This window comes from Pseudomonas sp. GW821-FHT01E05 (assembly GCF_059422425.1).
On record NZ_JBWKWW010000008.1, the window covers coordinates 300,644 to 326,371 of the forward strand.

The window sequence follows — 25,728 nt, forward strand, 5'->3', positions numbered from 1 at the left end:
GTTCAGTGTCCGCGCAGCATGGCAACCAGTGTGCGCGGCACGAGGGCCACCATCACCAGATGCACCACGATAAAGGCGACCAGCAAGGCCATGCAGACAAAATGCACGATACGCGCCGAGTCATACCCCCCCATCAGCTCCCTGAGCAGCGGAAACTGCACCGACTTCCAGATCACCAGGCCCGAGAGCACGAGCACAATCAGATCGAGTACGACAAAGAGGTAAGCGAGTTTTTGCAGGGAGTTGTATTGCCGCAAGTCAGCGTGGGCGAGTTTGCCCCTGAGGGCGGCCAGCAAATCATGAAAGACTTCGCCAGGGCGTATCGGGAAAAACTTGTAGGCGATGCGCCCGGAAAAAATATTGAGCAGAAGGTAAAGAATGCCATTAATGACCAGTACCCACATCGCCGCAAAATGCCAAAGCAGTGCACCCGCCAACCAGCCGCCCAGAGTGATGCCAGCGGGAATCTGAAAGGAAAAAATCGGAGAGGCGTTGTAGATACGCCAGCCGCTCATCACCAGGATGATGACCGCGATGACGTTGACCCAGTGGGTCAGCCGGAGCCAAATCGGGTGAATAGTCTGGGAGCTACTCATAATCCCTATCCTGCCGGTACAGTGCCGGCCAATCCCCCCCGGCCACCACGAAGTGTGCTGGCTCAATCCCCCCTTTTTAACCGGCGACTCCACTGGAGTCGCAAACAGCGCCGACCTGTCGACGTATCTACCAAGACTAGCATCGGCTTTCAGGCGCCGTTTTTTATTATTCGTCCGGGCATTTGGCGCACTCAACGCCACACCGCAGGCTAACCCAGGCCTGCGACTGACCAGCTGTGCGGATAACGCTCAGCCGATGAAAATAAAAAAGGTGCCTGACGTCGGCACCCAAGACCAGCCTCTCAACCAAAGGAGTCCATAGAGAGGAGGCAGTACAACAACTGTAGCTCACAGAACCTGTGACGGTGAGTCCGCTGCGTGAAGTTGTGCAGCAGATCCAGCTCGACTCCGTTGCCGAAGCCGCAATAGTAGCGCGCCGAAATCAACCTGGTTGCCGCCGAGCTGCGGCGAATGCAAAAAAACACCTCGATGACGTTTTTTGATTGTGTGTGTGCCGCTTTGGTCCTTGCCCTGTTGGCGTATCTCTACGATTCTGTATAGACCGTCAGGGCGGTTCGCGGCCGCCCCAAGTTCAGCACTGGAGAGGCCCGCATGAAGACCGTTGCCCAACTTCTGAAGTTAAAGGTCAAGCACAACCAGCAAGTCCACACTATCGCCCCGGACCAGATGGTGCTGGAAGCCCTCATGATGATGGCCGAGAAAAATGTCGGCGCACTACCAGTGTTAGAGCATGGCCTGGTGGTCGGCGTTATCAGCGAACGCGACTATGCGCGCAAGCTGGTCCTGCATGGGCGGTCCTCGGTCGGCACGCCTGTCAGAGACATCATGAGCTCGCCCGTGGTGACGGTGGACTCCCATCAAACCATCGAGACCTGCATGGGCATCATGACCGACAGTCATTTGCGCCATTTGCCGGTGGTGGAGAACGGACAACTGCTGGGTTTACTGTCCATTGGCGACCTGGTCAAAGAAGCCATCGCCGAGCAGGCCGACCTGATCCGGCAACTGGAACAGTACATCCGCGGAGATTAGTTGAGCGTCCAGTGGAACATCCCGTCGTCGCCAAACGTTGGGGAATGACACGCACACGCTGCGCGAGCAAATCAACGTCGGATCGATTGTCGCTGGACGCCTCCAGGAGCAGATTGGAACTCGCTGAAGCAGCGAACCACCGGCTCGTTCACAGATGCCGGCTGTTGATCAGCGTCGGCTCAACGACAGTGGGTGATTGCAACGATGAAGCGCTTTCGCAGACACGCGGAGTCCCATAGAAACGACCGGATCGGCTGGCTTCGCGCCTCGGTACTGGGTGCCAACGATGGCATTGTATCGACCGCGAGTCTTTTGATCGGGGTTGCCGCGGCCCAGGCCACCCACAGCACATTGCTCATCACCGGTATTGCCGGGCTGGTGGCGGGTGCGATGTCGATGGCGGCGGGAGAATACGTCTCTGTGCACTCCCAGGCGGATAGCGAACGGGCCGATCTTTTGCGCGAACAAACAGAGCTTGAGACCAACCCTCTGGCTGAACACTATGAGCTGGCGAGCCTCTACATGGATCGCGGCGTTGAACCTGAGCTGGCCAGAAAAGTGGCTACGCAATTAATGGCACATGATGCACTGGGCTCCCATGCTCGCGACGAACTGGGCATTTCCGATGCGTTCAGCGCCAAACCGCTGCAGGCGGCACTGGCCTCGGCAGCCAGCTTTTTTGTCGGCGCAGCATTGCCCCTGGCCGTCACGTTCCTCGCTCCGACTCAGAGCGTTATTCCATGGATATCAGGCATGTCACTGGTATTCCTGGGAACATTAGGCGCTATTGCGGCCAAGGCTGGCGGTGCCAGCCTGCTGCCGGGGGCATGGCGAGTGACACTGTGGGGAGCCCTCGCCATGGCGATTACTGCGCTGGCGGGCATCTCATTCGGTGCAGCGGTCTGACTGAACCGGACTGGGCGCCATAGCGATCATCGTGATCGACCGCACGTTGACACCCATCCCGGCAACGCCCACCCGCCTAGAACACCGACCATCCGATTCGCTGACTCAGCAACTCCAGAGCGGCCATACCGGCCAGCGAATTACCGGCAGCGTTCAGTTCCGGTGACCAGACGCAGACGGTAAACCGCCCCGGCACCACCGCCACGATGCCACCGCCCACACCACTCTTGCCCGGCAAGCCGACGCGATAGGCGAAGTTGCCGGCTTCGTCATAAAGGCCGCTGGTGGCCATGATCGAGTTGACCTGCTGGGTTTGACGCGGGGTCAAAATTTGCGCGCCGCTGTGTTTGCAAAAACCGTCGTTGGCCAAAAAGCAGAACGCGCGGGCCAGATCCACACAACTCATGCGCAGTGCGCAATGGCTGAAGTAGCTGCGCAGCACCGCTTCAACATCGTTGTGGAAGTTGCCGAACGATTGCATCAGGTAAGCCATGGCCGCGTTTCGGGCGCGGTGCTGGTATTCCGACTCAGCGACCTTCCCGTCAACCAGCACCTGCATATTGCCGGACAAACGTCGGACGAAATCACGCATCGACAACGCCGGTGCAGCAAAACGTGACTGGTTGATATCGCAGATCACCAGTGCGCCAGCGTTGATGAACGGGTTGCGTGGGCGTCCGCGCTCGAACTCCAGCTGCACCAGCGAGTTGAACGGCTGGCCGGAGGGTTCGTGTCCCAGTCGCTCCCAGATCGCTTCGCCGGAATGATCGATGGCCTGCACCAGACTGAACACTTTCGAAATGCTCTGCACCGAGAACGGTGTATGCGCATCGCCCGCGCAAAAAAGCTCGCCGTCATTGCCATAGACGGCAATGCCCAATTGTTCGGCCGGCACATTACTTAACGCCGGGATGTAATCAGCCACCTTGCCCTGACCGATCAGGGGGCGAACTGCATCAAGGATTTCGTTCAACAGCGCTTGCATGCTTGGGGTCCGTATCCACTCCCCGTGCGGCTGCGGGGATACTTTCGCTAGACGCCGGGGACAATCTCAAGATCACAGTTGTGGTTGCATAACGAAGGCGATGGACCGACCCGTAGCAGCTGCCGAAGGCTGCGTCCGGCTGCGCAGCAGTCGTAAATCCTGCTTCCACGGTTTGTCTGGAATACCGCAGTGCCTGATTTTACGACTGCTGCGCAGCCGGACGCAGGCTACGCCAGCTGCTACGGATTGAGGCAAGCCCGCAGCCGCTTCGCATTGGCTCCAAAGCAGACTATCTTTTCCTGCCTGCACCTTGTTCTTAAAGCGGTTCATATCCGGTATTGGAATAGGTATTCAACATGATCGACGGCCAGCTCAGCAACCCTCTTGACACCCTTTACCACATGATGGCCGAGCAGCCATTGCTGGTCCTGACCGGCGCGGGCATCAGCACCTCTTCCGGGATACCGGACTACCGGGACAACGAGGGCGTACGTCGAGGCAAGGCACCGATGATGTATCAGGAGTTCCTCAGCGCACCGGCATCGCGGCGGCGCTATTGGGCGCGAGCGATGCTGGGCTGGCCACGGATCCGCCAGGCTCGACCGAATGCCGCCCATGAGGCGCTGGCCACGTTGCAAGCAAAGCAACGTATCGCCGGGCTCATCACGCAAAACGTCGATACCTTGCATGATCAAGCGGGCAGCCAGGATGTGATCGAACTGCACGGCAGTCTGCATAAAGTCGTTTGCCTGGATTGCGGACAACGTACTGATCGGCATGCGATCCAGATCGTCATGGAAGCGCAAAACCCCTATCTGGCCGGGGTCGACGCCGTTCAGGCACCCGATGGCGATACCCTGCTGGACCCGGCTTTCGAAGCACGATTCCAGGTCCCCCACTGCCCCCACTGTGACGGCGAACGGTTAAAGCCGGACGTGGTGTTTTTTGGCGAGAACGTCGCCCAAAGCACCGCCGCCAAGGCCATACGTTGCGTCGAGCAGGCTGCGGGATTGCTGGTGGTGGGATCGTCGCTGATGGCTTACTCGGCCTTTCGCTTATGCCGCGCGATGGCCGAGCAGCACAAGCCGCTGATCGCGATCAACCTGGGTAAAACCCGCGCCGACGATCTGCTGGACCTGAAAATCGAGGCATCTTGCGAGCAACTGTTACCGCTCATGGCTGAACGTCTCAGCCACTGAAACCGTGGGTCTCCTACGGCCAGAAAGCACGGATACAGTTCTCAGGCGCGTGATCGGCAAGCCACCGACTGGACATACCGAGCGAAATCATCATCGCCGACACGGCGGCAGCCAAGGGTGATCAACGCATCAGCCTCGGCCGGCAAAGCCAGTAATTTCCAGCGCGACTTCATCGGGCCACGGCCCGCGCTTGAATACCGTGTCCCCCGCTTCCGGGTGATACAGCGCCACGTAAGTGGGGTCATACGCCATCTGCACCATGCAGAATGCCCTCTGCTGCTCCTGCGAAATTGCACTCCACTTGACCACCTGATTGCATTGGTAATGACCACTCGTTTGATCGATCACCGGCTGTTTTGAACAGTTGCCATTCTGGACTGTGGTCGGTTGGAGAATTGTACGCAGGCCACTCCCGCGAGAATGGTCGCGATGGCGAAGCCTGCGCTCATGGAAATCGGCTCACCAATCGCGATCCCGATGAGCAGAGCGACCACCGGCGGGATATAGCTGACGGCCGACGCAGCCACAGCGCCGAGCGTTTCAACGATGCGGTAATAGGCGATATAGGCAAAACCGGTACCCAGCAATCCCAAGCCGAAGACCAGGCCAACCCACGCCCGTGTGTCGTCGAATACCTGGGTGATGCCTTCAAGTGGCGTGACCAAAAGCAAAAAGAATAACGCCAGACCGATCTGGTAAGTCGTCAATGCCACCGCTGGCAAGCCGAGCGGGCTGATAAACCGTCGAGCATAAACGAACGAACAACCCACGCTGAGCGAACCGATCATCATGTAAGCGATTCCGCTCGGATTGATTACGCCTTCAGCCGACCACGGCTGCGCAATGAGCAGAACCCCCATGAAACCGAGCGCAATGCCCAGCACCTTCAGCCCATTGAGTGGCTCGCTACGCAGAAATAGCCAGGCACACAGGAACGTGAACAGCGGAATAGCTCCACCGAGCATGCCGGCAACGCCCGAGGGCAACAAAACAGTGCCTTTGGCGAAGGCGTAGTAATAGACAGCGGTCGCCAGCAAGGACATGACCACGAAATGATGCCCATGGCGCCAATGCGCCCAACGTAATGCGCCCTTGTACAGCGCGAAGGCGAGGACTGGCAGGAAACCGAAAAGCACACGCAGCAACGTGATTTGCACCGGTGAGATGCTGTGGCCGGCCCATTTGACGAAAATGAAGTTGCTGCCCCATACCAGGCCAAGCAGCACAAATAGGACAAAAGAGGTTTTCTTCATGACGCTGGCCCTTTGATCATGCGATTTAATTTCTATCGGCTGGGCTTCTGTTCGCTAACTTTCCTGTTAGCTTGAATAGCCTGTTGGTCAGACTAACAGTGCAGTGACCGCACTACCGATGCAGTATTTCTTCCTTGATCCAGTAGAATTTCTATCATCATGTCCAACGATACCCTTCCCCTACCGCCTCTCAATGCCGTACGTGTATTCGAGGTTGCAGCCCGCCATCTGAACTTCCGGCTGACCGCCGAGGAGCTGGGAGTCACTCAGGCAGCAGTGGCCCAGCAGATCCGTGGCCTGGAGGCAAATCTGGAGCTGAAGTTATTTGAGCGATTGCCCCGTGGGTTAATGCTGACCGATGCTGGCCAGCGCTACAGTGTGAGCATCCGCCATGCTCTGGAATTGATTTCTGAAGCCACCCAGACGCTTCGCCCGGAGCCTGCGCACCTGACCGTCAGCGTGACACCCACCTTCGCTTCGAAATGGCTGATTCCGAAGCTGGCATCGTTCACCCAGTTGCATTCGGACATTGATCTGCGCGTACTGGCCACTGAACGCCTGTCGCACTTTCAGACTGATGGCGTCGATATCGCCATACGTTACGGTAGGCCACCCTTCGGCCCTGGTCTCAATAGCGAGATGCTGCTGGAGCAACGAATCGTGGCGGTCGGCAGCCCCGCGTTGATTGAATCAATCGGGATGCCACGCGACTTTGACCAATTACAGCGCTACCCGCTATTGCATGACGCCCACAACTTTTGGCCGCAATTTATCGCACAGATTTTTGAACACCCGGTGCAGGCCGCACCGAAAAATCTGCGTTTCAACCAGACCTCACTGGCGATCGAGACCGCAATTGCCGGCCAGGGGCTTGCCTTGGCCAATGACTTCTTCGTCCAGGCAGACATTGATGCCGGTCGGCTGACCCGACTGTTTGAATCTGAACTGCATACCGACGCTGGGTATTACTTGCTCTGGCCCCGCAAAGCGAAATCCCCTTCCGCCCTGGCGACTGTTCGGCAATGGTTGATGGATCAACGGTAGTACTGCGTCAGTTATTGCAACTCGAATCGTCGGTGATCATTGTTCGCAGAATGACCCGACCGCAGCGAATGACTACTATGGGTCGTTCTCTGCCGGTCATGTCCGCGAAACGTGCTGGTCAAATCCGTTGCAAATGACTGGTCAGGCCGAATGCAAATGGGTGGGCAAGTCTGTGCAATTACCCAGAGAACGCGCCAAGGGCTTTTTCGGTTATGGCTCCCTGATCGAGAACCGATCGCATGTACCAGCCTGAGCCAGGACGATTTCTCCCATGCACCGAGCCGTAAGCTGCACTTTGCGTGTCCGAGCTGAAAAAAGCGGATTCGCTTGAAGTGACGGAACGAAAGACTTCGGAGGGCATTCGGCGAAATGATTTGTTACCTGGATACCATTTTTCACCCATTTGGGGCGCACTGGGCCATTTCGTAGCACACGGTGAGTACCACGCCGATCTAAAGATCATCGCTTCTTGAGTCGAAACTCCTTTCCAATTAAGAGCTTGAAGCAGTGCTACGCAGCCTGGCACGGTTTCTGCTGTTTTGAATCTATGGATAATTGGATACAAAACTGCAAAAGGTGACTTTATGCAATTCGCTCCCGCTTACGTTGAACGTCAGCCCCTGACCGCCGAGGAGGAGGCTTACAACTTTCTGCTGGAAGCGATCTGTGGCGGCCGTTACCGCAAAGGCGACCGGTTGATCGCCGAGGATATCGCCACTGAGATCGGCATGAGCCGCATGCCGGTGCGCGAAGCCTTCCGACGCCTCGATGCTCAAGGCCTGGTGACCTTGCGGCCTAACCGCGGGGCGATAGTCAGCGGTCTGAACATCGACGAACTGCACGAAGTCTTCGAGATGCGCAGTGCCCTTGAAGGCCTGGCCATCCGCGTCGCCGTGGGCAAGATCGGCGAGCGTCAGCTTGCGGCTCTGGAACGCATGCTGGACGAGATGGATGACTACCGCGACGAAAGCGCGGAATGGGTCAGCCGTCATAGGGCTTTCCATGAATACCTGTGCAGCCTCAGCGGCCGTCCGCGTCTGATGAAGCAAATCTCGGCCCTGTACTCGCTGATCGAGGCGCCCATGCGCCTGTGGCTGCAGCACGGTGAAAAGCCCTTGAGTGCCCGCCAGGAACACGCGGTGATCCTTGATGCCATTCGCTCAGGCGATGCCGACCAGGCCGAGTCGGTGGTGCGTCAGCACATCGAAGGCACAGTGCCGGCGCTGATTCAGTTCCTGCAATCGGAAAAATAGAATCGGGCTCGAGCCCGACCGTGTGTTGACTTTGAGTACTGCCCCGTTACTAAACAACTGGAGTGTCTGGTCATGCATAAACGCCGTGTGTTGCTTGCTGCTGTATCCCTGGGACTCTGCGTACAGTGGGCATTCGCCACGCCCCAAGTGCCGGAACGACTGCAAAAGGCCGAAAAACTCACGTATTGCTCGGGCATGGACTCGCCACCCTTGGTGTCTTTCGATGAGGCGCAAAAACCCAGGGGCCTGACTGTCGATCTGGGGCTGGAAATCGCCAAACGGCTGGGAGACAAACCGGTGCAATGGCGGGTCATTCCATTCTCCGGGTTGCTGCCGGCATTGCTCGCCCAGCAGTGCGACATGATCGTTGATCAGCTGTTCGACAAGCCCGAACGCCGGGAGGTGATCGACATCGTCAACTACATGTATTCCAGCCAGTCAGTGGTCGTTCCCAAAGGCAATCCCAAGGGCATCAAAACCCTGGATGGACTGTCTGGGCACAAGGTGGCAGTGCTCAATGGCTCCACGATCAAAACCTTGTTGGACGCCGAGAACGAAAAGCTCACCAAGGCCGGCAAGACACCGATGAAACTGGTGGTTTACAACAGTGACACTGACGCCTTTCAGGCGCTGCGTATCAGTCAGGTGGACGCTTACGGCACCACCGTAGAAACAGCAGGTTACTACGCCGCAATGGCGCCTGATCTGTTCGAGGAGGGGGTGCCAGCCTTCAGCCGGATTCTTACGGGTTTAGGGACCCGCAAGGATGATTCCCAGCTCACCACCGCAGTACAGCAGATCATCAGTGACATGCGCAGCGACGGCAGTTACGTGCAGTTGTTGAGCAAATGGCATGTTTCCAGCGACACACTCGACTGAGGCGAGCGCTCGATGAATTTCAATTGGGATGTGTTCTGGCAATACCTTTTGCAGCCCAGCGGGGTGTACCTCACTGGGCTCTGGTTGACCTGCCTGATCAGTGTGCTGGCAATGGCGTTGGGCTGCGTGCTTGGGCTGGCAGCGGCGCTGATGCGTCTGTCGCGCAACCCGTTGCTCAACCTGCCGGTACGGTTCTATGTGTGGCTGATGCGCGGCACGCCGCTGTTGGTGCAAATCGTTTTTCTCTATACCGCATTGGCGGCCGGCGGGATCTTCCGTTTCGAGGACGTGGAACTGTTTGGTTTGGTGGTGCCGGGCAATATTCAGGCAGCGATCATCGCCTTGGGCCTGAATGAAGGCGCCTACATGGCCGAGATCATTCGTGCCGGGATCGGTGCCGTCGACAAGGGGCAGTATGAGGCTGGGCGTTCGCTGGGCATGACCTTCGCCAAACTGATGCGGCGTATCGTTTTGCCTCAGGCGTTCCGGGTCATCGTTCCGCCGTTGGGCAACGAATTCAACGTGATGCTCAAGAATACGACGCTGGTCAGCGTGATTGGCGTGCAGGAGTTGCTGCTGAGTACGCAAATGGTCACGTCGGCGACATTCCGGGTATTTGAACTGTACCTGGTGGTGGCGATTTATTTCCTGCTGCTGACCACCCTCTGGGGCTTCTTCCAGCGTTGGCTGGAAGCGCGTTTCGGACAGTCCGATCGACCTGCACCACCAGCGGCTGGTAGTCGCATGTTTGGCCGCGGCACGCTCAAATTGCTGAGGGGGCGTTAAGCATGGCGCACAAAAGTGAAGAACTGATTATCGAGGCCCTGGACATTCATAAGTCTTTCGGCAACCTGGAGATTCTCAAGGGGATTTCCTTGCAGGTGCGGCGCGGTGAAGTGGTGGTGTTGATCGGTGCATCGGGGTCAGGCAAGACCACCTTCATTCGCTGCATCAATCTGCTGGAAGACATTCAAGGCGGGCGCATACGCGTCAACGGTCGCTCCATGGGCTACCGCGAGCGCGCCGACGGCAGCCTGGTGCGCGACTCCGAGCGCAACATCGCTCGCCAGCGTCGGGACATCGGAATGGTCTTTCAACGTTTCAATCTGTTCCCCCACATGACCGCGCTGGAAAACATCATTGAGGCACCGATCCAGGTGCTCGGTGTGCCACGCGCCGAAGCGTTGGAACAGGCCCGGGCCTTGCTCGCCCGGGTCGGTCTGGCGGACAAGGCCATGCATTACCCGTCGATGTTGTCCGGTGGGCAGCAACAGCGCGTGGCGATCGCCCGGGCGCTGGCGATGAAACCTCAAGCCATGCTGTTCGACGAGCCTACCAGCGCCCTGGATCCGGAAACCGTCGGCGAGGTCCTGCAGGTGATGAAGCAGTTGGCCGATGACGGCATGACCATGGTAGTGGTCACCCATGAAATGGGTTTTGCCCGAGAAGTCGCTGATCGCGTGGTGGTCCTCGATCAGGGCGAATTGATTGAGCAGGGGCCGCCGGAGCAGATCTTCAGTCGACCGACACACCCGCGAACTCGGGCCTTTCTCAGCCGCGTGCTGTGACCTTCTCAGTCAGGGTTTTTTACCCGGCAATGGAACCGGATACCTGCGGCCAATGAATCTTTGTTTGGAAGAGCTTTTGCCATGTTGAAATTTTCTGCCCACGAATATCCCTATCCGTCGCAACGTCAGAATGTGTTTGCCCGCCGTGGCATGGTCGCGGCTTCACAGCCACTGGCCGCCGAGGCCGGCATCGAAATCATGCGCAACGGCGGCAATGCCATTGATGCCGCGATCGCTACAGCGGCGGCGCTAACGGTAGTTGAACCCACCGGCTGCGGCTTGGGCGGCGACGCCTTTGCTCTGGTCTGGAGCAAAGGCCAATTGCACGGACTGAACGGCAACGGCCAAGCGCCGGCGGCACTGACAATCGATGCAGTCAAGGCGTGTGGTCACGAGCAGATGCCGCTTTATGGCTGGACGCCGGTCACGGTGCCCGGTTGCCCTTCGGCCTGGGCGGAGTTGTCCAGACGGTTCGGCAAGCTGCCCTTTGCCGAGTTGCTGCAGCCCGCGATCAGTCTGGCCCGGGAGGGCTTCCCAGTGTCGCCGGTGGTCGCCCGACAATGGCAGACTGCTCTGGATGAATTCAGCCCCCATCGAGACCCGGTGCTAGACGCCTGGTTCGACACGTTCCTGATTGATGGCCGTGCGCCAAAGGCCGGTGAATTATTCCGCAATCCGGCGCAAGCCCGAACGCTGGAAGAACTGGCGAATAGTGCTTGCGAAAGCCTCTATCGCGGCGCTCTGGCTCAGCGGCTGGATGCCCATTCCCGCGCCACCGGCGGCTACCTGCGAGCCAGCGACCTGCAAGACTACCGCGCCCAATGGGTGGACCCGATCAGCATCAATTACCGCGGCTACGATGTGTGGGAAATCCCCCCAAGCGGGCAAGGATTGGTGGCCCTGATGACCCTGAAAATCCTCCAGGGTTTCGACTTCGATCACCGAGACAGCCAGCAGACCTGGCATCGTCAATTGGAAGCCATGAAGCTGGCCTACAGCGATGGCCTGCATTACATCACCGATCCGCTGCACATGCGTGTGGCGGTGGCTGATCTTCTCAGCGACATCTATAGCAGCCAACGCCGTGAACAGATCGTTGATCAGGCTCAGACACCTAAGCCCGGCGATCCTCACGCCAGCGGTACGGTGTACCTGGCCACGGCAGATGCGCAGGGCAATATGGTGTCCTTCATCCAGAGTAACTACCACGGCTTCGGTTCCGGCGTGGTGCTGCCAGACAGCGGCATCGCCTTGCAGAACCGCGGACAGGAATTCAGTCTCGACCCTGAGCACGCCAACTGCCTGGCACCGGGCAAAAAGACCTTTCACACGATCATTCCTGGTTTCATCAGTAAAGGTGACGCGCCGGTGGGACCGTTCGGCGTCATGGGTGGCTACATGCAGCCCCAAGGCCATGTGCAGATGGTCATGAATCTGGTGGATTTTGGTCTCAACCCCCAAGCCGCGCTGGACGCACCGCGATGGCAATGGCTGGGAGGCATGAAAGTCGGCATCGAGCAGGGGGCGTCGAGGGACTTGGCCGCTTCGCTGGCCCGGCGCGGGCATAAGGTTCAGGTCGATTGCGACCTGATCAACTATGGCCGAGGGCAGATCATCATCCGCGACCCGGACACCGGTGTGTTGTGCGGCGGCACCGAGCCGCGGGCCGATTCCCATATTGCTGTGTGGTAACGGGTAGCTGAAAACAAACAAAGACGACTCGGTCTCTTCTGCGTGAAAAATATGCTGTGCATCCGTGCGCGGAACTGATGCACAGCGTGGCCTCGCGTGCTCTCTCGCTTTGTTTGACTGGACGTAGTTGGGGCGCGGTGGGTTCAGCGGAGATTGCTGGGGCTTAGAGGGGCTGCTCGCTCGCATCCCCAGAAACGACAAAGCCCTGAAAACACTTCAAAGCCACTGATTGCTAAAGCAATCAGGATCCGAAAATAGCTCACTAGGTCGAAGGGACGGATGCTTTGCTGCCCAAGCGGATCAGTTCATTGGAAAAACACAGGCCGACGATGATTAGTGCCGCCCCTGCGTACAGGCTTTCGCGCGGTACTTCATTGAGCGCCACAAACGCCAGCAGCGCGGCGAACAACGGCTCGGTCAGCTCCAGCGCCTGCACTTGGGATGGCTTGAGATACTCGATGGCCTTGGTGGTGCAGAAGAAACCCAGGATTGTCGGCAGCGCGGCCAGCGCCAGCAGAGCGGCGATCGCCAGCGGCGACAGCTCGCCGATCGCGAAACCATCGGCCGCAGCAGGCATCAGCAGGTACAGGCTGCCAAAGAACAACAATTGCCGGGTGAAGTGCAGCCCCCCCGACACACCCATCCGCTTCATGGCAACCGAAAAGGCCCCATAGCCGCAGCCGGCCATGGAGGCTAGCACAGCACCTTGTAAGGTAAAGCCCTGCTGCAGGTCGGCGCCGAAGATCACCGCGATCCCAGCGATAGCCAGTGCGGCGCCCACGGTAGCGTTCGCGGTGATGGCATCCTTGAGGAAAATGCGCCCGAGAATGATCGAGGAAATTGAGGCACTGGCCATCAGCACAACCACCACACCTGCTGCAGCGTAATGTCGATAGGCGGACGTTTCGAAGTGGAACAGCACAAAGATGCCGAGGAATGCGCAGATAGCCGCCTGAGTCCATTTGGTCGTCGACGCCGGGCGCTTGAGGAAAAGCAGTAAGATCGAGAGAAGCATGCAACCCAGTACGGTCTTGATGACAGCGACACTGCTGGCGGTGAAGCCATTACTCATGAGTACTTTGCTGAGTACACCGATCGTTGCGTTCAGTGCCGCGGCGGAGAGGGCAAATATGATGCCTTTGCTGAAAGTAGATTGCATTGATGACGATCCCTGTCGCTGATTTGTCGTTCGATAGAATGCCGCCCCACATCGACGGGACGTTTACTCCCATGCATCGCCGTGAAGTAGTGCTGAAGCGGATGGCTGAGGCGATTACGGGTGGCGAGAAAAATGACTTTGGCCTTGGCAATCATCGGAATATGCTCGGCGAGTTTGATAAATCAAGTCAAGGCCTTGAAGGTAGTCAGATACGGCAACAGCCAATAAAGCAGGTAGCCTTTGGCTCTGAGGACCAGCGTCAGGTACAAAGCGAGAAAACCCTGACAGACCAGCACTGAAATCAGCTCACCCTTGGCCAGAAGCGACACTCACCTAAGGGCAGCCACCGGCAAGGAGCACCCCCTCCTCAAGCGTTAAGCCACTTACTCCTTCCGGGCAGATTCCGGAGCGGGGATAATGCGCCCTTTCAGTCAATCGGGTGAATTAATCGCCCAGCACAAGCAGGGGGCTCGGGAGATCATGGCTCATATCGGAATGCCTCGCTGGAAGTTGCCTCTGGTGGCGCGAACCTTCATGAGCTTGATGAAGAAACATCGAAGCTCGATCCCACTGTTTAATAACATTGCCAATACCCTCGCCCATCTTGACGAGAGAGGACTGATTCTGGCGGTGGTATCTTCTAATTCCCAAGAAAATATCACGCAAATTTTGGGCTCCAGCTGTCGACATATCCGGGCCTTCGAGTGCGGCGTCTCCATTTTCGGCAAGGCGTCTCGCTTGCGCCGTGTCATGCGCAAATTCGACGTGGCGCGAGAGGAAGTTATCTACATCGGCGACCAACCTACGGATGGTGAAGCAGCAGCGACTGCCGGTATCGCCTTTGGTGCGGTCGCCTGGGGATATGGAGCATATGATGCATTCCACCGTCTTCAGTCCCATGAGTGGTTCGCCGATGTGAGCGAATTACGGCGACTAGCAGGAAGTGATACGCACCTTGAGTCATCCGCAAGTTTATAGGCTTGACCACTGAGTGGCGATTTCAGCCGATTCCAACAATCAGCCTCTGGCCGAGAGCTGTCTTTCGCAAAAGTCCGCTTTGGGTCGATAGGCGCCCTTCCTGATAGACGGAAATCGGCCAATCCCAGCCATTCGTCGAGGACACACCGGTGTCCGATATTGCGTCTCGAGCGGTCGTTCGAGCAGTACACCAACGCGCGAAGATAGCGCATCAGCGCCGCGTGCCATGCTCCGGCGGCGAGCGCAGATTCCTCTTCCCCGCCACGCGCTCGCGGTTCGCGTCAGCGTATTCGCGAATCATGTCGGTCAGTGCGCGTAGTCCCGCTGGCACATGATGCCGGCCCGGATAGTACAGGCATAGCCCGTCTAGCGGCGGCGTCCAGTCTTCAAGCACCCGCACAAGCGTGCCGGCCTCCAGATCCGCGTTGACGTGCCATTCGGTCAAATACGCGAGGCCGAGGCCTGCGCGCGCCGCCGCCAGCATCAACCCCGGCTCGTTCAGCGTCAGCGCGCCGTCACCGTCGATGCGCACCGTCTCGCCGTGCCGTTGGAATTCCCACTGATAGATTGACCCGCTCGGCATCCGGCTGCGGATGCACCGGTGTGCACTGAGGTCCACAGGCGCGCACGGCGGCTTGTGCTGCGCAAAATACGCGGGGCTGCCAACGACGGCAAACCGCTGCCTGTCGCCAAAAGGCACCGCGATCATATCCTGCGGCACGCTTCCCATCAGGCGGATGCCCGCGTCGAACCCTTCGACCACGATATCGATCAGCCGCCCTTCAGTGACGATGTCGAGCTTCATCTCGGGATAGCGCTGCAGGAATGCGATGAAGGCCGGCATCACCTGATTCGCCGCACCCACTGACGTATTGATCCGCAATGTGCCCGACGGCGTGTCGCGGAAGCTGCCGGCCTGCTCGAGCGCGGCATGAATGGTCGACAAAGCGGGCGCGATGCTGTTCACGAATTGCGCTCCAGCTTCCGACAGCGACACGCTGCGGGTCGTACGATTGAAGAGCCGCACACCGATACGCGCTTCGAGCGCCGCGACCGCGTGACTAAGCGCAGACGTCGACACGTTAATTTCGTTTGCTGCGGCGCGGAAACTGCGATGGCGCGCGACGGCCAGAACGGCTTCCAGTTCGCTCAGACCGGATGTCCTCATTATCCTAAATCCTTCAACAGGTCATCCTCAATTGTACGGCTAGTCAGTGTAATGGCGACGATCTATCTTGTGCCTCTGACAACATTTTTCGGGGCCAACCATGCAAATCATCGACAAAATCTACATCGACGGCGCATTCGTCACACCGCATGGCAGCGAGTTCTTCGACCTCGTCAATCCGTCTACCGAGCAGGTAATTGGCCGCGTGCGCCTTGCCGACGCCGAGGACGCGTGCGTCGCCATCGCTGCGGCGAAGCGGGCATTCCCAACGTTCTCCCGTACGGACAAGTTCGAGCGTGTTGATATGCTCAAGCGCATGCATGCGGCTGTGGTCGCGAAAGAGAACGAGCTTTTCGAAGCCATTGTTGAGGAATATGGCGCACCTGTGTCGCGCGGCCGCTGGATGGCCCAACACGCGAGCAATGTGCTGCTGGAAGCGGCGAAGGTGCTTGAAGACTACGCGTTTGTCCGCCGCGCCGGGTCCGCCAAAGTGGTGATGCAGCCACTCGGCGTCGCCGGACTGATTACGCCTTGGAATAGCGACGCGGGCTTTATTTGCGGCAAGCTCGCGGCGGCGCTCGCCGCCGGCTGCACAGCCGTGGTCAAGCCAAGCGAGATGAGCGCCATTCAGACACGAGTCATCACAGAGGCGCTGCATGAAGCGGGGCTCCCACCGGGGGTGTTCAACATCGTCACGGGACTTGGTGAAACGGTAGGCGCGCAGATCAGTTCGCACCCCGACGTCGCCAAGCTATCGTTCACAGGATCAACGGCAGTCGGCAAGACGATTCTGCGCACTGCCGCGGAGACGCTTAAGCGCGTGACGCTGGAGCTCGGCGGCAAGTCCCCGGTGATCGTGCTCGACGATGCGAACTTCGACGAAGCCGTGCCGCTTTCGCTTCAGGCGGGCTTCTTGAACAGCGGGCAGGCGTGCATTGCTGGCACGCGCATTCTGGTGCCGCAGGCGCGGCTCTCAGAGTTCGAGAAGAAAATCGTGGACGCAGTCGCAGACATTCAGTCCGGCGACCCGCGCGACCCGCGCACGAGTATCGGCCCGATGGTGAGCCAGAAACAATGGGACCGAGTGCAGCGCTATATCCGCATCGGCATCGACGAAGGCGCGCGCCTGATCGCCGGTGGTGAGGGGCGTCCACACGGCGTCAACAGAGGCTGGTTCGTACGCCCTACCGTCTTCAGCCATGTGACGAACGATATGACCATCGCGCGTGAGGAGATATTCGGTCCGGTGCTCTCGATCATCGCGTACCGCGATACGGAGGACGCAATCGCGATTGCCAACGATACGACCTACGGCCTGCAAGCCTACGTATGCTCATCCGACGCCGGTCGAGCAAGCGCAGTGGCCTCGCAAATCGAAGCGGGACGCGTGCTTGTCAACACGCTCGCGCACGAACCGGCTGCGCCCTTCGGCGGGTTCAAGCATTCGGGTATCGGCCGCGAGAGCGGAACGTTCGGGCTTGAGGCATTTCTCGAGCCGAAGGCGCTGCTTGGCGTATCGTGATCGAATGCGCGCCGGGTGGCCTCTGGACCTGACAACCTTGCCCTCCGAAGGGCCGGTCAGGCGACGCGGAGCGGACATTCGCCAATGTTGAGCCGAATGACCTCGAAGGGGCAATAGGCGCCCTTCCTGATAGACAGAAATCTGCCACTAGCGGGCGCTGAGCGTTGTTTCTGGCTTTTCTCCAAACCGGGCATTGATGCGGATTTACTGCCTTCAATGGTGTCCGGTACATTAACCGTAATATCGAGACAGCTCGGAAAGGACTCGCCGTGAAAAAAAAGCTTATGCGCGACACAATCTGTCCCTACTAATAAGTATGTCCGAACGCCGGCGTCCGCTGATTACCTGCCAGGCGTCCAAACGGAGGCAAACGATGACTCGGGTTCGCGTTGAGGGCTTCACCATCTCGCTCGACGGATACGGAGCAGGTCCGAATCAAGACATCAACAATCCGCTCGGCGTTGGCGGGACGGAACTGCACCAGTGGCTAGTCCCAACACGCACGTTCCAGCGGGCCTTGTTCGGCAAGGACGGCGGTACGACCGGGGTTGACGATGATTTCGCCGCCCGTGGCTTTCAGAATGTCGGGGCCTGGATTCTTGGGAGGAACATGTTCGGGCCCATTCGTGGGGACTGGCCGGACACAAACTGGAAAGGCTGGTGGGGAGATAATCCACCGTATCACGTTCCAGTCTTCATCTTGACCCATCATGCTCGTCCCCCCATCGAGATGGAAGGCGACACGACGTTCCACTTCATAACAGGAGGCATTCGCGAGGCGCTCGACCGTGCACGCGAGGCCGCTGCCGGAATGGACGTTCGAATCGGCGGTGGGCCGGACACAATCCAGCAGTATCTTCGTGAGGGCCTCATTGATGAACTGCACATTGCTATCGCGCCGGTCCTGCTCGGCCGGGGAGAATCGCTGTTCGAAGGGGTTGACTTGCGGGCTCTGGGATACGAATGCGTTGAATTCGTAGCGTCGGGAAAGGCCACGCATGTCGTCCTGCGACGCCAAGGGCACACGGACGCCTAACCACTCGCTGAAGACCGACGTCCCTGACGGGCAGCGGCCTTAGCTCGGACGTCAGTGTCAGCTTCTCGAAATTTGAATGACCACTTTCAGGGTTTGCGACTGGCGACAATGGGTCGACTGCGGCCCTTGGTGACAGGCAGAAATCGGCCAAAAGCAGACATTGATGACGGCGTGAACCAACTGCTGGAGGTAGTCAGTCAAAAACGATGACTATCGTCATCCAATACAGGATCTGCCCATTCCCCTACCCCTTGTATCGTAGAGCGTTGGCTACAAGTGCGAAGGCTGGCAAGGACTGCCTCCGGCTCGGGTAGTAAAGGTGATATCCGGGAAAAGTCGGCGACCAGTCTTCAAGAACACGGATTAACCGGCCATCCTCGACATAGCCCTGGACAAGATCCTCCGGCGCATATGCCAGCCCGTATCCTTCCACAGCTGCGGCCATTGTTTGGGGTGAGGTGTTAAAGATCATCTGCCCAGACACCTGAACATGCAGCGCCTTACCGGCCTTTGAAAACTCCCAGGCATACAAACCACCATGAGTGGGCAAACGCAGGTTCGCGCAGTTATGAGTTGTCAGATCTTGGGGAATCTGTGGTTTTGCACGATGAGCAAAGTAACTCGGCGCTCCCACCACAGCCATTCGAAAGTCAGGGGAAATCCTGACTGCGATCATGTCCTTTGCCACTTGATCGCCTATACGCACTCCGGCGTCGTAGCGTTCAGCGACGATATCGATCAACCCGTAGCCAATGTTGATCTCCAGAGTCAGATCGGGATATTCCGGCAGCAACCTGGAGAGTTTCGGCCAGAGAATGGTAGAGGCCGCATGGTCGTGCGAGGTTATCCGGATAGTTCCGGCCGGCTTGTCGCGCAGCTCTCCTAACGCGGCAATTTCGGCTTCTATTCCCTCGTAGTAAGGCACAAGGCTGACAAGCAATCGCTCGCCGGCTTCGGTCGGCGACGCGCCGCGTGTGGTGCGGGTCAGCAAGCGGATACCAAGACGTTCTTCAAGACTGCGGATGCTATGGCTGATAGCGGATTGGGACACACCCAGATGGGCCGCGGCTCTGGTGAAACTGCGCTCGCGCGCAACGGTGATAAACACCGCAAGGCTGTTGAAATCGCTCTGTGCCATTATGAATTTATCTCATACCGGTTATCGCAGTATGCCACTTCTTGAATGGATCAGATCTTTTTAAAGTAGCTGCATCCCCAATAACCAAACAGTTTGTGGGTTGGTTTCCAATACCCTCAAAGGAGATGGATGATGCAAAAGCGAAAAATCGGCAGCAACGGCCTCGAAGTTTCAGCCATTGGCCTGGGCTGCATGGGCCTGACATTCGGCTATGGCCCCGCCACTGACAAAGCGGACGCAATCCAACTCATCAGGGCGGCCTTTGAGCGTGGTGTCACCCTCTTCGATTCGGCAGAAGCCTATGGGCAAGTCAACGAAGAAATGGTGGGCGAAGCCGTTCAACCATTTCGCGAGCAGATCGTCATCGCGACAAAATTCGGTTTTAAGGACGGCAATCCCGCCGCTGGGCTGGACAGTCGACCTGAGCGCATCCGTCAGGTGGCGGAAGAATCACTCAAGCGCCTGAAGACCGACTGCATTGACCTGTTTTACCAACATCGCGTCGATCCCAATGTCCCTATGGAAGATGTTGCCGGGGCCGTGCGCGACCTCATTACCGAAGGCAAGGTCAAATACTTTGGCATGTGTGAAGCTGGCGTAGACGCTATCCGTCGTGCCCATGCAGTGCAGCCGCTGTCGGCACTTCAAAGTGAGTATTCGATGTTCACCCGTGAGCCTGAGCTGGAAATAATTCCAACTCTCGAAGCGCTCGGGATTGGTTTCATTCCCTTCAGCCCGTTGGGCAAAGGTTTCCTGACCGGGAAAATAGATGCCGGTACGACCTTCTCTAGCGGTGATGTACGGAATAATCTGCCTCGATTTGCTGACGGTGCCCGCGAGGCGAACCACCATCTCGTCGCCCTGATCGGTGAAATCGCCCAGCGCAAGCAAGCAACCCCCGCCCAGATTGCACTTGCCTGGCTGCTGGCACAAAAGCCGTGGATTGCGCCTATCCCCGGCACCACCAAGCTGCATCGCCTTGAAGAGAACGTAGGCGGAGCAACCGTGCAATTGACCGCAGAAGACCTTCGTGAACTCGGTGAGGTTCTGGCCAAGGTGCCTGTACAAGGTGAGCGCTACAACGCGCAGATGATGAAAACCATCAACCGCTAAGCGTTCTTCAGCGCCTGACGGTGTTTCTTCAGAAGCATCGTCACGCACTCGTTTCCCTCTATTCACCTGCACGAGCGATTAATCACTATGAAGTCAGACGAAGCGAACTTCGCCGTACCGGTATTTGCGCGCTACACCCAGGACGTGCTTCTGGAAGAGATATGGCAGCGTCCGCAATTGCTGCCCCGGGATCGCAGCATCGTGACTGTAGCCGCCTTGATTGCGCGGCATCAGCCAGCCGAAATGGCTCGCCAATTCGATTTGGCGTTGAACAATGGCGTCACGCCCACCGAACTGAGTGAAGTCATCACTCATTTGGCATTCTATTCAGGCTGGGGCAATGCCACATTGGCAGCATCCATCGCCAAAGACGTATTTGAGGCCCGCGATATCGTGCCAACCGCATTGGCGGATGTACAAGACAACATGCTCCCAGTCGACGAAGCCTTTGAGCAGATGCGCGTGGCGGCGGTAGAACAGATGATCGGCCCTGCATTTGAAGCGCTTGCAGGCTATACAACTTCGGTACTGTTCCATGACCTGTGGCTGCGCCCGGCACTGACACCCCGTGACCGCAGTCTGGTCACGGTCGCAGCCCTGGTTGCAGTGGGGCAAGCCGCTCAAATCCCTTTTCATGTGAACAAAGCCATGGATAACGGCCTGACCCAAATTCAGGCCGCTGAAATCATTACGCATCTAGCCTTCTACGCCGGCTGGCCGAACGCAATGTCGGCGGCAACCATCGCCAAAGGAATATTCGAAAAACGCTCCTAGTAAATCACTTGGCAAATCTGGCGCTGTACGTCGAATGACCGGCCGTGAATCGGTCATTTCTCGCCCGCCAAGGGCTTCTCTACATCCAGGGTAAAAACATGCAAAGCACCAAATCCGAAGAGCGGCACATCATCTGCGAACTTCACTGCGATGATTGCGACACCGAGCGGGTCAAAGCCTTGATCCTGCAATTTGTTGAGCCGGCAAGAGCGGAACCCGGTTGCCTGTATTACGACCTCTATCAGAGTTTCGAAGCACCCAATACGTTTTACATTATCGATGGCTGGACAAACCAGCAGGCGGTCGAAGAGCACGCTGGCAACCAACATGTCGCCAGCGTTATGGAAGAGCTACGTCCACTGCTCACTTACGGCCCCGTTATTACCCTTAATGCTCGTGTCAGTGACTGAGGCCAATCGTCTGATGGTACTTATGGCAGCGCTAACGGTTATGCACCTCAGATTTCACCCATAGCGGTCGCTGGATAGTGTCCGCTATGGGTCGCGAGTTGCCCTTCACTACCGGCGGCTCTCGTTCCGAAGTGGTCATCGAACCTCGTGGCATCCATTTTTCCCCCTGCTGACTCTTTCAATCCCACCTTCAAGGACCGAACCTGTGATCGCATCCCCCACCAAACTACTCTTCCTGCCCGGAGCCTCAGGTAACACCCGGTTTTGGCATCCGGTTGCTGAGCGCTTGGCCCACCCGGCGCAGCAGGTCCATATCGGCTGGCCCGGCTTTGGAGACACTCCGCCCTTGCCTAGCGTGACTGGCATGGATGATCTGGTGGCTCGCGTGCTGGCCGAGATCGACCGGCCCACAGCGCTGGTGGCACAGTCCATGGGCGGCATAGTCGCTGTGCTTGCGGCGCTTGAACGCCCTGAGCTGATCACGCACCTGACGCTGACCGTTACCTCTGGTGGGGTGGATATGTCTGCTCTGGGCGCGCATGACTGGCGCCCGGACTTTGCTGCCGCCAACCCGACACTGCCGAGTTGGTTTCTCGACGACCGCACCGACCTCACGCTCCGGTTGGTCGAGTTGCGCACGCCAGTCCTGCTCCTCTGGGGAGATTCTGATCTGATCAGCCCCGTTCGAGTCGGCCAGCGCCTTGCTCAACTGTTACCCCGTGCTGAACTACACGTTTTCCCTGGCGCCGATCACAGTCTGGGCTTTACTCACGCAGCCGAAGTGGCGAGGTTGATCGAGAGACATCTGACCTGCTGGTGAGCGGAGCATTTGTTGCCACCGCGTCGGACTGATTGTGCGGCCCCGTGCGTTTCAAGACCTCTCGGATAGCGGACAGACAACCGGAGGCATATCGCTCCTAACCTCGCCGGATACTCTGCGCAAACCGCGTAGAGATGAAAAAAAATCAAAGCATAGTTAAAAGAGTACGAACCAACATTGAGTCTATGACATGTGATTTCGCACCACGTTGACCACCTGCTATGGGTCGTTTTCTGCCGACTGTGACAGGCAGCAATCGGCCCAGGCTGTGTAAAAACGCAGGCGTCGTTTTGCGGCCCTCGCTTCTACGTTAAATCTGCAAACGTCCAGTTAGTTAGCAGATTTTGATTTTGCGCAGGAGCGTGTTTTTCTCGCCGATTTTGATTGCTGCACCAGCCCGGAAGTGTTTTTACACAGCCTCGACCAATAGCAGCCTCTCATGTGAGGCTGCGAAACCTCGGGGGCTCAAGCATCTGGATTGAGCGTCTCCCTAAGTTCCGCCCATTGCAATAGTGCATCCAATGCCGGACACAGCGCCTGGCCCCACTCTGTCATGCGATATTCCACTTTAGGTGGTACTTGCGGATAGGCGGTGCGACGCACGATGCCATCCGCTTCCAACTGGCGTAACTGCTGGGCGAGCATTTTCTGGGATATCTCGGGGATTAGCTTTTCCAGCTCGGAAAAGCGTTGCACCTGGCCACCAAAGAGGTGGAACAGGATCACCAGCTTCCAACGTCCTTCGAGTTGCTTGAACACTGCTTCTACTTCGCTAGCCGCAGTAGAGGGCGTATAGAATTTTCTCATATTTCCCTAGCTTACTTTTTCGTGGGTTCTTGCCATCGGGTATGGCCGAAAGCGAACATGTGGATGAAGAAATCCTTGCATCAGTGAGGTGAAATCGCCATGAAAATCGAATTGCCTGAACCGCTCGCCAGCTACCTTGCGGCCGAAACGATTACTGACACCGAGGTGTTGGAGCGCTGCTTCGCCAAAGATGCCACCGTGCGCGACGAAGGCCAGACGTACAAGGGGTTGGAGGCCATCAAATCCTGGAAGCAAGCCTCGCAGGCCAAGTATCAATACAGCATCGAACCATTGAGCAGCTCGCAGGAAGGACAGACCGTGACCCTGCTCGCTCGGCTTACGGGGAACTTCCCTGGCAGCCCTGTCGAGCTCTCTTACACCGTTGTACTCGTCGACGACAAGATCGCATCCCTGGAGATTCGCTGATGAGCATCGCACTGGAACTCGAAGACCTCCGGGCGCTGGTCACCGGCGGAACCAAAGGCATTGGAGAAGCCGTCGTCTCCCGACTTCGCGAGGCTGGCGCAAAAGTCCTGACAGCTGCGCGCTCGCGTCCCGAGCACCTTCCCGAGGACCTCTTCGTCGCGGCGGACATCACCACCACCGAGGGTTGTGCCAGCGTCATTGATGCCGTCCATGATCGTCTCGGCGGGCTCGATATCATCGTTCATGTCGCAGGTGGATCATCGGCTCCCGCCGGTGGCTACGCGATGCTCGATGACCAGGAATGGCAGCGGGCTCTGGACCTGAACCTGCTCTCGGCAGTTCGCCTCGACCGAGCACTACTGCCCATGCTGCTCAAGCAGGGTTCGGGCGTCATCATCCACGTCACTTCTATCCAGAACCAGCTGCCGCTACCTGAATCCACCCTGGCGTATGCCGCTGCCAAGGCCGCGCTTTCGAACTACAGCAAGGGTCTTTCCAAAGAGGTCAGCCCCAAGGGCGTGCGTGTGGTCCGGGTGTCACCGGGATGGGTGGAGACGGAGGCCTCAGTCGCCTTTGTGAAGGAAATCGCGAGGCAGAACGGCACCGATTATGAGGGTGGCCGCCAAATCGTGATGGGCTCGCTGGGAGGTATCCCGATCGGACGCCCCGCCAGACCAAAGGAAGTCGCTGATCTCATCGCATTCCTTGTCTCGCCGCTTGCGAGCTCCATTACTGGCACCGAATATGTGATTGATGGTGGAACAGTTCCCACAGTGTGATGCCTTCCTTTAGTTAGCATGAAGTAAGGCAGTGAGCGTGCCCCGCACTATCTTATAGCCACCCATATGAATGAGGCGAAAACTAGCCCGACATAGAGGGGAAGTGAAAAAAGTGAGTCCGTGTCCTTTTGATTGAGCGTCCGCAATGGGTCGACTGCGGCCCTTGGTGACAGGCAGAAATCGGCCATGAGGAGACATTCAAGTCCGTCTGCGAAACACGGGACGACTCACTGAATCTGCTCGCTAGAGTGTTCATCCTCGCTCCCCTTGGGTTTGTAGGACATCGGTTAGCCCCAGCGCCAAAAAGAACCGCAACTCGGCCGCCCGGAAAAAATTTTCCGTCCTTTCAGCAGCATCAAATCCTCCTATTGATGTTGAGCGTGGGCCCCGGAATTTCCGCAACTTTGGTGGAGCCTCCAGAACTGCGGGATATATGGACAGCAGCCTAACTCACTACTAAAAAGTAAATAAAAACAGCCAGATCGGATTGTGGCTACTGCAATAGACAGAACATTGACAGTCGGTAGAGTGAGAATCTGCCTGCATACCGGCGAACAAACGGGTTCCCCTCGAATAAACCTTGCATGGTCGAAATAGATCGCAGGAAAGCCATCCTGGCCGATCGGTTTCTAGGCGCCAGTTGGCGAGTTTTTTAACACTGTACTACTGTCACTTCGTGCTGGATGCTCGGGGTCGTGGGCTTTTGATCTCACCCAATATCATGGAATGAAAACTCCATCCCTGTGAGCGCGCTAGTGTTCCAACCGCTGCGCATACGACGTGTACGACGAGCCAAATTTGGCTCTGGTTCACAGGGAGGTGCTTATGGTTACTTCAGGTTTACTACAGTCCCAGCAGCAAATGCTGGGCACTCTCCAATGGATTGATCCGAAACACTGCGTTTTCCGCCCCTATCTCCTCAGGTATCGCAGCCCCCGGCTTCAGCCCCCTCAGTACAAGTACTGAGTATGCGCGTCGTGCGTTGCCTGAGCATGTGTTTGGGCGGTGGTTGGGGTCCAAGCACGACCGGTGATGCATTCTGGGGGGCTGGGTCTCAAGGTCAAACGGTGATTGGAGCGGGATGGACGGTAGGTCCTGGGTTTGGCGGGGGAGCTTTTTCTGGAAAAACGAATACGATTCTGAGCCCTGTCGGACATTTATGGTGATGAA

At 57.8% G+C, this 25,728-nt stretch carries 27 protein-coding genes; 19 read left to right on the forward strand and 8 right to left on the reverse strand.

Features of this window, described 5'->3' with window-relative positions:
* Nucleotides 1–2: 2 nt before the first annotated feature.
* Nucleotides 3–596 carry a cytochrome b/b6 domain-containing protein gene (locus AC07W5_RS19775; RefSeq protein ID WP_494992166.1) on the reverse strand — a complete coding sequence of 198 codons (594 nt, stop codon included), beginning with the start codon at nucleotides 594–596 and terminating at the stop codon, nucleotides 3–5.
* A 612-nt stretch (nucleotides 597–1,208) separates the two neighbouring features.
* Between AC07W5_RS19775 and AC07W5_RS19780 the strand changes: the two genes are divergently transcribed.
* Nucleotides 1,209–1,649, forward strand: coding sequence for a CBS domain-containing protein (locus AC07W5_RS19780; RefSeq protein ID WP_494992167.1), 441 nt, complete (start codon nucleotides 1,209–1,211; stop codon nucleotides 1,647–1,649).
* Nucleotides 1,650–1,853: 204 nt separating this feature from the next.
* Nucleotides 1,854–2,555, forward strand: a complete 702-nt coding sequence (locus tag AC07W5_RS19785) for a VIT1/CCC1 transporter family protein (RefSeq protein ID WP_494992168.1) — start codon at nucleotides 1,854–1,856, stop codon at nucleotides 2,553–2,555.
* A 76-nt stretch (nucleotides 2,556–2,631) separates the two neighbouring features.
* On the opposite strand, the gene glsB is transcribed toward AC07W5_RS19785, so the two are convergent.
* Nucleotides 2,632–3,540, reverse strand: coding sequence for a glutaminase B (gene glsB, locus AC07W5_RS19790; RefSeq protein WP_494992169.1), 909 nt, complete (start codon nucleotides 3,538–3,540; stop codon nucleotides 2,632–2,634).
* A gap of 356 nt (nucleotides 3,541–3,896) precedes the next feature.
* On the opposite strand from glsB, the gene AC07W5_RS19795 reads away from it, so the two are divergent.
* Nucleotides 3,897–4,739, forward strand: coding sequence for an NAD-dependent protein deacetylase (locus AC07W5_RS19795; RefSeq protein WP_495024166.1), 843 nt, complete (start codon nucleotides 3,897–3,899; stop codon nucleotides 4,737–4,739).
* Between the two features lie 129 nt (nucleotides 4,740–4,868).
* On the opposite strand, the gene AC07W5_RS19800 is transcribed toward AC07W5_RS19795, so the two are convergent.
* A complete protein-coding gene (locus AC07W5_RS19800) occupies nucleotides 4,869–5,000 on the reverse strand; it encodes a hypothetical protein (protein ID WP_495024167.1) in 132 nt (43 codons plus the stop codon).
* Nucleotides 5,001–5,083: 83 nt separating this feature from the next.
* Nucleotides 5,084–5,992 carry a DMT family transporter gene (locus AC07W5_RS19805; protein ID WP_495024168.1) on the reverse strand — a complete coding sequence of 303 codons (909 nt, stop codon included), beginning with the start codon at nucleotides 5,990–5,992 and terminating at the stop codon, nucleotides 5,084–5,086.
* A 159-nt stretch (nucleotides 5,993–6,151) separates the two neighbouring features.
* Here AC07W5_RS19805 and AC07W5_RS19810 point away from each other — a divergent pair, with 159 nt between their 5' ends.
* The 6 genes from AC07W5_RS19810 to AC07W5_RS19835 all read left to right on the forward strand — a co-directional run bounded on the left by AC07W5_RS19810 (nucleotide 6,152) and on the right by AC07W5_RS19835 (nucleotide 12,428).
* Nucleotides 6,152–7,036, forward strand: a complete 885-nt coding sequence (locus AC07W5_RS19810; protein WP_495024169.1) for a LysR substrate-binding domain-containing protein — start codon at nucleotides 6,152–6,154, stop codon at nucleotides 7,034–7,036.
* A gap of 584 nt (nucleotides 7,037–7,620) precedes the next feature.
* On the forward strand, nucleotides 7,621–8,289 hold the full coding sequence (locus AC07W5_RS19815; RefSeq protein WP_495013587.1) for a GntR family transcriptional regulator: 669 nt from the start codon (nucleotides 7,621–7,623) through the stop codon (nucleotides 8,287–8,289).
* A gap of 72 nt (nucleotides 8,290–8,361) precedes the next feature.
* Nucleotides 8,362–9,168 (forward strand): ABC transporter substrate-binding protein, encoded by an 807-nt coding sequence (locus AC07W5_RS19820; protein ID WP_108232518.1) that lies wholly within the window; start codon nucleotides 8,362–8,364, stop codon nucleotides 9,166–9,168.
* 12 nt (nucleotides 9,169–9,180) lie between these two features.
* On the forward strand, nucleotides 9,181–9,954 hold the full coding sequence (locus AC07W5_RS19825; protein ID WP_007941905.1) for an amino acid ABC transporter permease: 774 nt from the start codon (nucleotides 9,181–9,183) through the stop codon (nucleotides 9,952–9,954).
* A 2-nt stretch (nucleotides 9,955–9,956) separates the two neighbouring features.
* The gene (locus AC07W5_RS19830) at nucleotides 9,957–10,736 is read left to right on the forward strand and encodes an amino acid ABC transporter ATP-binding protein (protein WP_108232517.1); all 780 of its coding nucleotides are present in this window, start codon (nucleotides 9,957–9,959) and stop codon (nucleotides 10,734–10,736) included.
* A gap of 81 nt (nucleotides 10,737–10,817) precedes the next feature.
* On the forward strand, nucleotides 10,818–12,428 hold the full coding sequence (locus tag AC07W5_RS19835; protein WP_495024170.1) for a gamma-glutamyltransferase family protein: 1,611 nt from the start codon (nucleotides 10,818–10,820) through the stop codon (nucleotides 12,426–12,428).
* A 262-nt stretch (nucleotides 12,429–12,690) separates the two neighbouring features.
* On the opposite strand, the gene AC07W5_RS19840 is transcribed toward AC07W5_RS19835, so the two are convergent.
* Nucleotides 12,691–13,587 (reverse strand): DMT family transporter, encoded by an 897-nt coding sequence (locus AC07W5_RS19840; protein ID WP_495013589.1) that lies wholly within the window; start codon nucleotides 13,585–13,587, stop codon nucleotides 12,691–12,693.
* A gap of 2 nt (nucleotides 13,588–13,589) precedes the next feature.
* Between AC07W5_RS19840 and AC07W5_RS19845 the strand changes: the two genes are divergently transcribed.
* Entirely contained in the window at nucleotides 13,590–13,886 is a 297-nt protein-coding gene (locus tag AC07W5_RS19845) for a hypothetical protein (RefSeq protein WP_495013590.1), read from the forward strand.
* Between the two features lie 118 nt (nucleotides 13,887–14,004).
* Nucleotides 14,005–14,565 (forward strand): HAD hydrolase-like protein, encoded by a 561-nt coding sequence (locus AC07W5_RS19850; RefSeq protein WP_495024171.1) that lies wholly within the window; start codon nucleotides 14,005–14,007, stop codon nucleotides 14,563–14,565.
* 211 nt (nucleotides 14,566–14,776) lie between these two features.
* Here the strand turns inward: AC07W5_RS19850 and AC07W5_RS19855 are convergent, their stop codons facing one another.
* The gene (locus tag AC07W5_RS19855) at nucleotides 14,777–15,733 is read right to left on the reverse strand and encodes a LysR family transcriptional regulator (protein WP_495013591.1); all 957 of its coding nucleotides are present in this window, start codon (nucleotides 15,731–15,733) and stop codon (nucleotides 14,777–14,779) included.
* 100 nt (nucleotides 15,734–15,833) lie between these two features.
* Here AC07W5_RS19855 and AC07W5_RS19860 point away from each other — a divergent pair, with 100 nt between their 5' ends.
* Nucleotides 15,834–17,255, forward strand: a complete 1,422-nt coding sequence (locus tag AC07W5_RS19860; protein ID WP_495024172.1) for an aldehyde dehydrogenase family protein — start codon at nucleotides 15,834–15,836, stop codon at nucleotides 17,253–17,255.
* A 373-nt stretch (nucleotides 17,256–17,628) separates the two neighbouring features.
* On the forward strand, nucleotides 17,629–18,291 hold the full coding sequence (locus tag AC07W5_RS19865; RefSeq protein WP_494992174.1) for a dihydrofolate reductase family protein: 663 nt from the start codon (nucleotides 17,629–17,631) through the stop codon (nucleotides 18,289–18,291).
* Nucleotides 18,292–18,535: 244 nt separating this feature from the next.
* On the opposite strand, the gene AC07W5_RS19870 is transcribed toward AC07W5_RS19865, so the two are convergent.
* Nucleotides 18,536–19,429 carry a LysR family transcriptional regulator gene (locus AC07W5_RS19870; protein WP_495012519.1) on the reverse strand — a complete coding sequence of 298 codons (894 nt, stop codon included), beginning with the start codon at nucleotides 19,427–19,429 and terminating at the stop codon, nucleotides 18,536–18,538.
* Nucleotides 19,430–19,561: 132 nt separating this feature from the next.
* Between AC07W5_RS19870 and AC07W5_RS19875 the strand changes: the two genes are divergently transcribed.
* From AC07W5_RS19875 to AC07W5_RS19890, 4 genes are all read left to right on the forward strand, one after another.
* Nucleotides 19,562–20,542 (forward strand): aldo/keto reductase, encoded by a 981-nt coding sequence (locus AC07W5_RS19875; protein WP_495024173.1) that lies wholly within the window; start codon nucleotides 19,562–19,564, stop codon nucleotides 20,540–20,542.
* Between the two features lie 87 nt (nucleotides 20,543–20,629).
* Nucleotides 20,630–21,316, forward strand: a complete 687-nt coding sequence (locus tag AC07W5_RS19880; RefSeq protein WP_495024174.1) for a carboxymuconolactone decarboxylase family protein — start codon at nucleotides 20,630–20,632, stop codon at nucleotides 21,314–21,316.
* 98 nt (nucleotides 21,317–21,414) lie between these two features.
* Nucleotides 21,415–21,726, forward strand: coding sequence for a putative quinol monooxygenase (locus AC07W5_RS19885; protein WP_495024175.1), 312 nt, complete (start codon nucleotides 21,415–21,417; stop codon nucleotides 21,724–21,726).
* A 205-nt stretch (nucleotides 21,727–21,931) separates the two neighbouring features.
* The gene (locus AC07W5_RS19890) at nucleotides 21,932–22,546 is read left to right on the forward strand and encodes an alpha/beta fold hydrolase (protein ID WP_495012522.1); all 615 of its coding nucleotides are present in this window, start codon (nucleotides 21,932–21,934) and stop codon (nucleotides 22,544–22,546) included.
* Nucleotides 22,547–23,011: 465 nt separating this feature from the next.
* On the opposite strand, the gene AC07W5_RS19895 is transcribed toward AC07W5_RS19890, so the two are convergent.
* Nucleotides 23,012–23,353 (reverse strand): winged helix-turn-helix transcriptional regulator, encoded by a 342-nt coding sequence (locus AC07W5_RS19895; protein WP_495024176.1) that lies wholly within the window; start codon nucleotides 23,351–23,353, stop codon nucleotides 23,012–23,014.
* Between the two features lie 99 nt (nucleotides 23,354–23,452).
* Here AC07W5_RS19895 and AC07W5_RS19900 point away from each other — a divergent pair, with 99 nt between their 5' ends.
* Together AC07W5_RS19900 and AC07W5_RS19905 are read left to right on the forward strand one after the other, a co-directional pair.
* Nucleotides 23,453–23,779 (forward strand): nuclear transport factor 2 family protein, encoded by a 327-nt coding sequence (locus AC07W5_RS19900; protein ID WP_495024177.1) that lies wholly within the window; start codon nucleotides 23,453–23,455, stop codon nucleotides 23,777–23,779.
* Nucleotides 23,779–24,558 (forward strand): SDR family oxidoreductase, encoded by a 780-nt coding sequence (locus AC07W5_RS19905; protein ID WP_495024178.1) that lies wholly within the window; start codon nucleotides 23,779–23,781, stop codon nucleotides 24,556–24,558. The genes AC07W5_RS19900 and AC07W5_RS19905 overlap by 1 nt, the downstream gene beginning before the upstream one ends.
* Nucleotides 24,559–25,728: the final 1,170 nt, after the last annotated feature.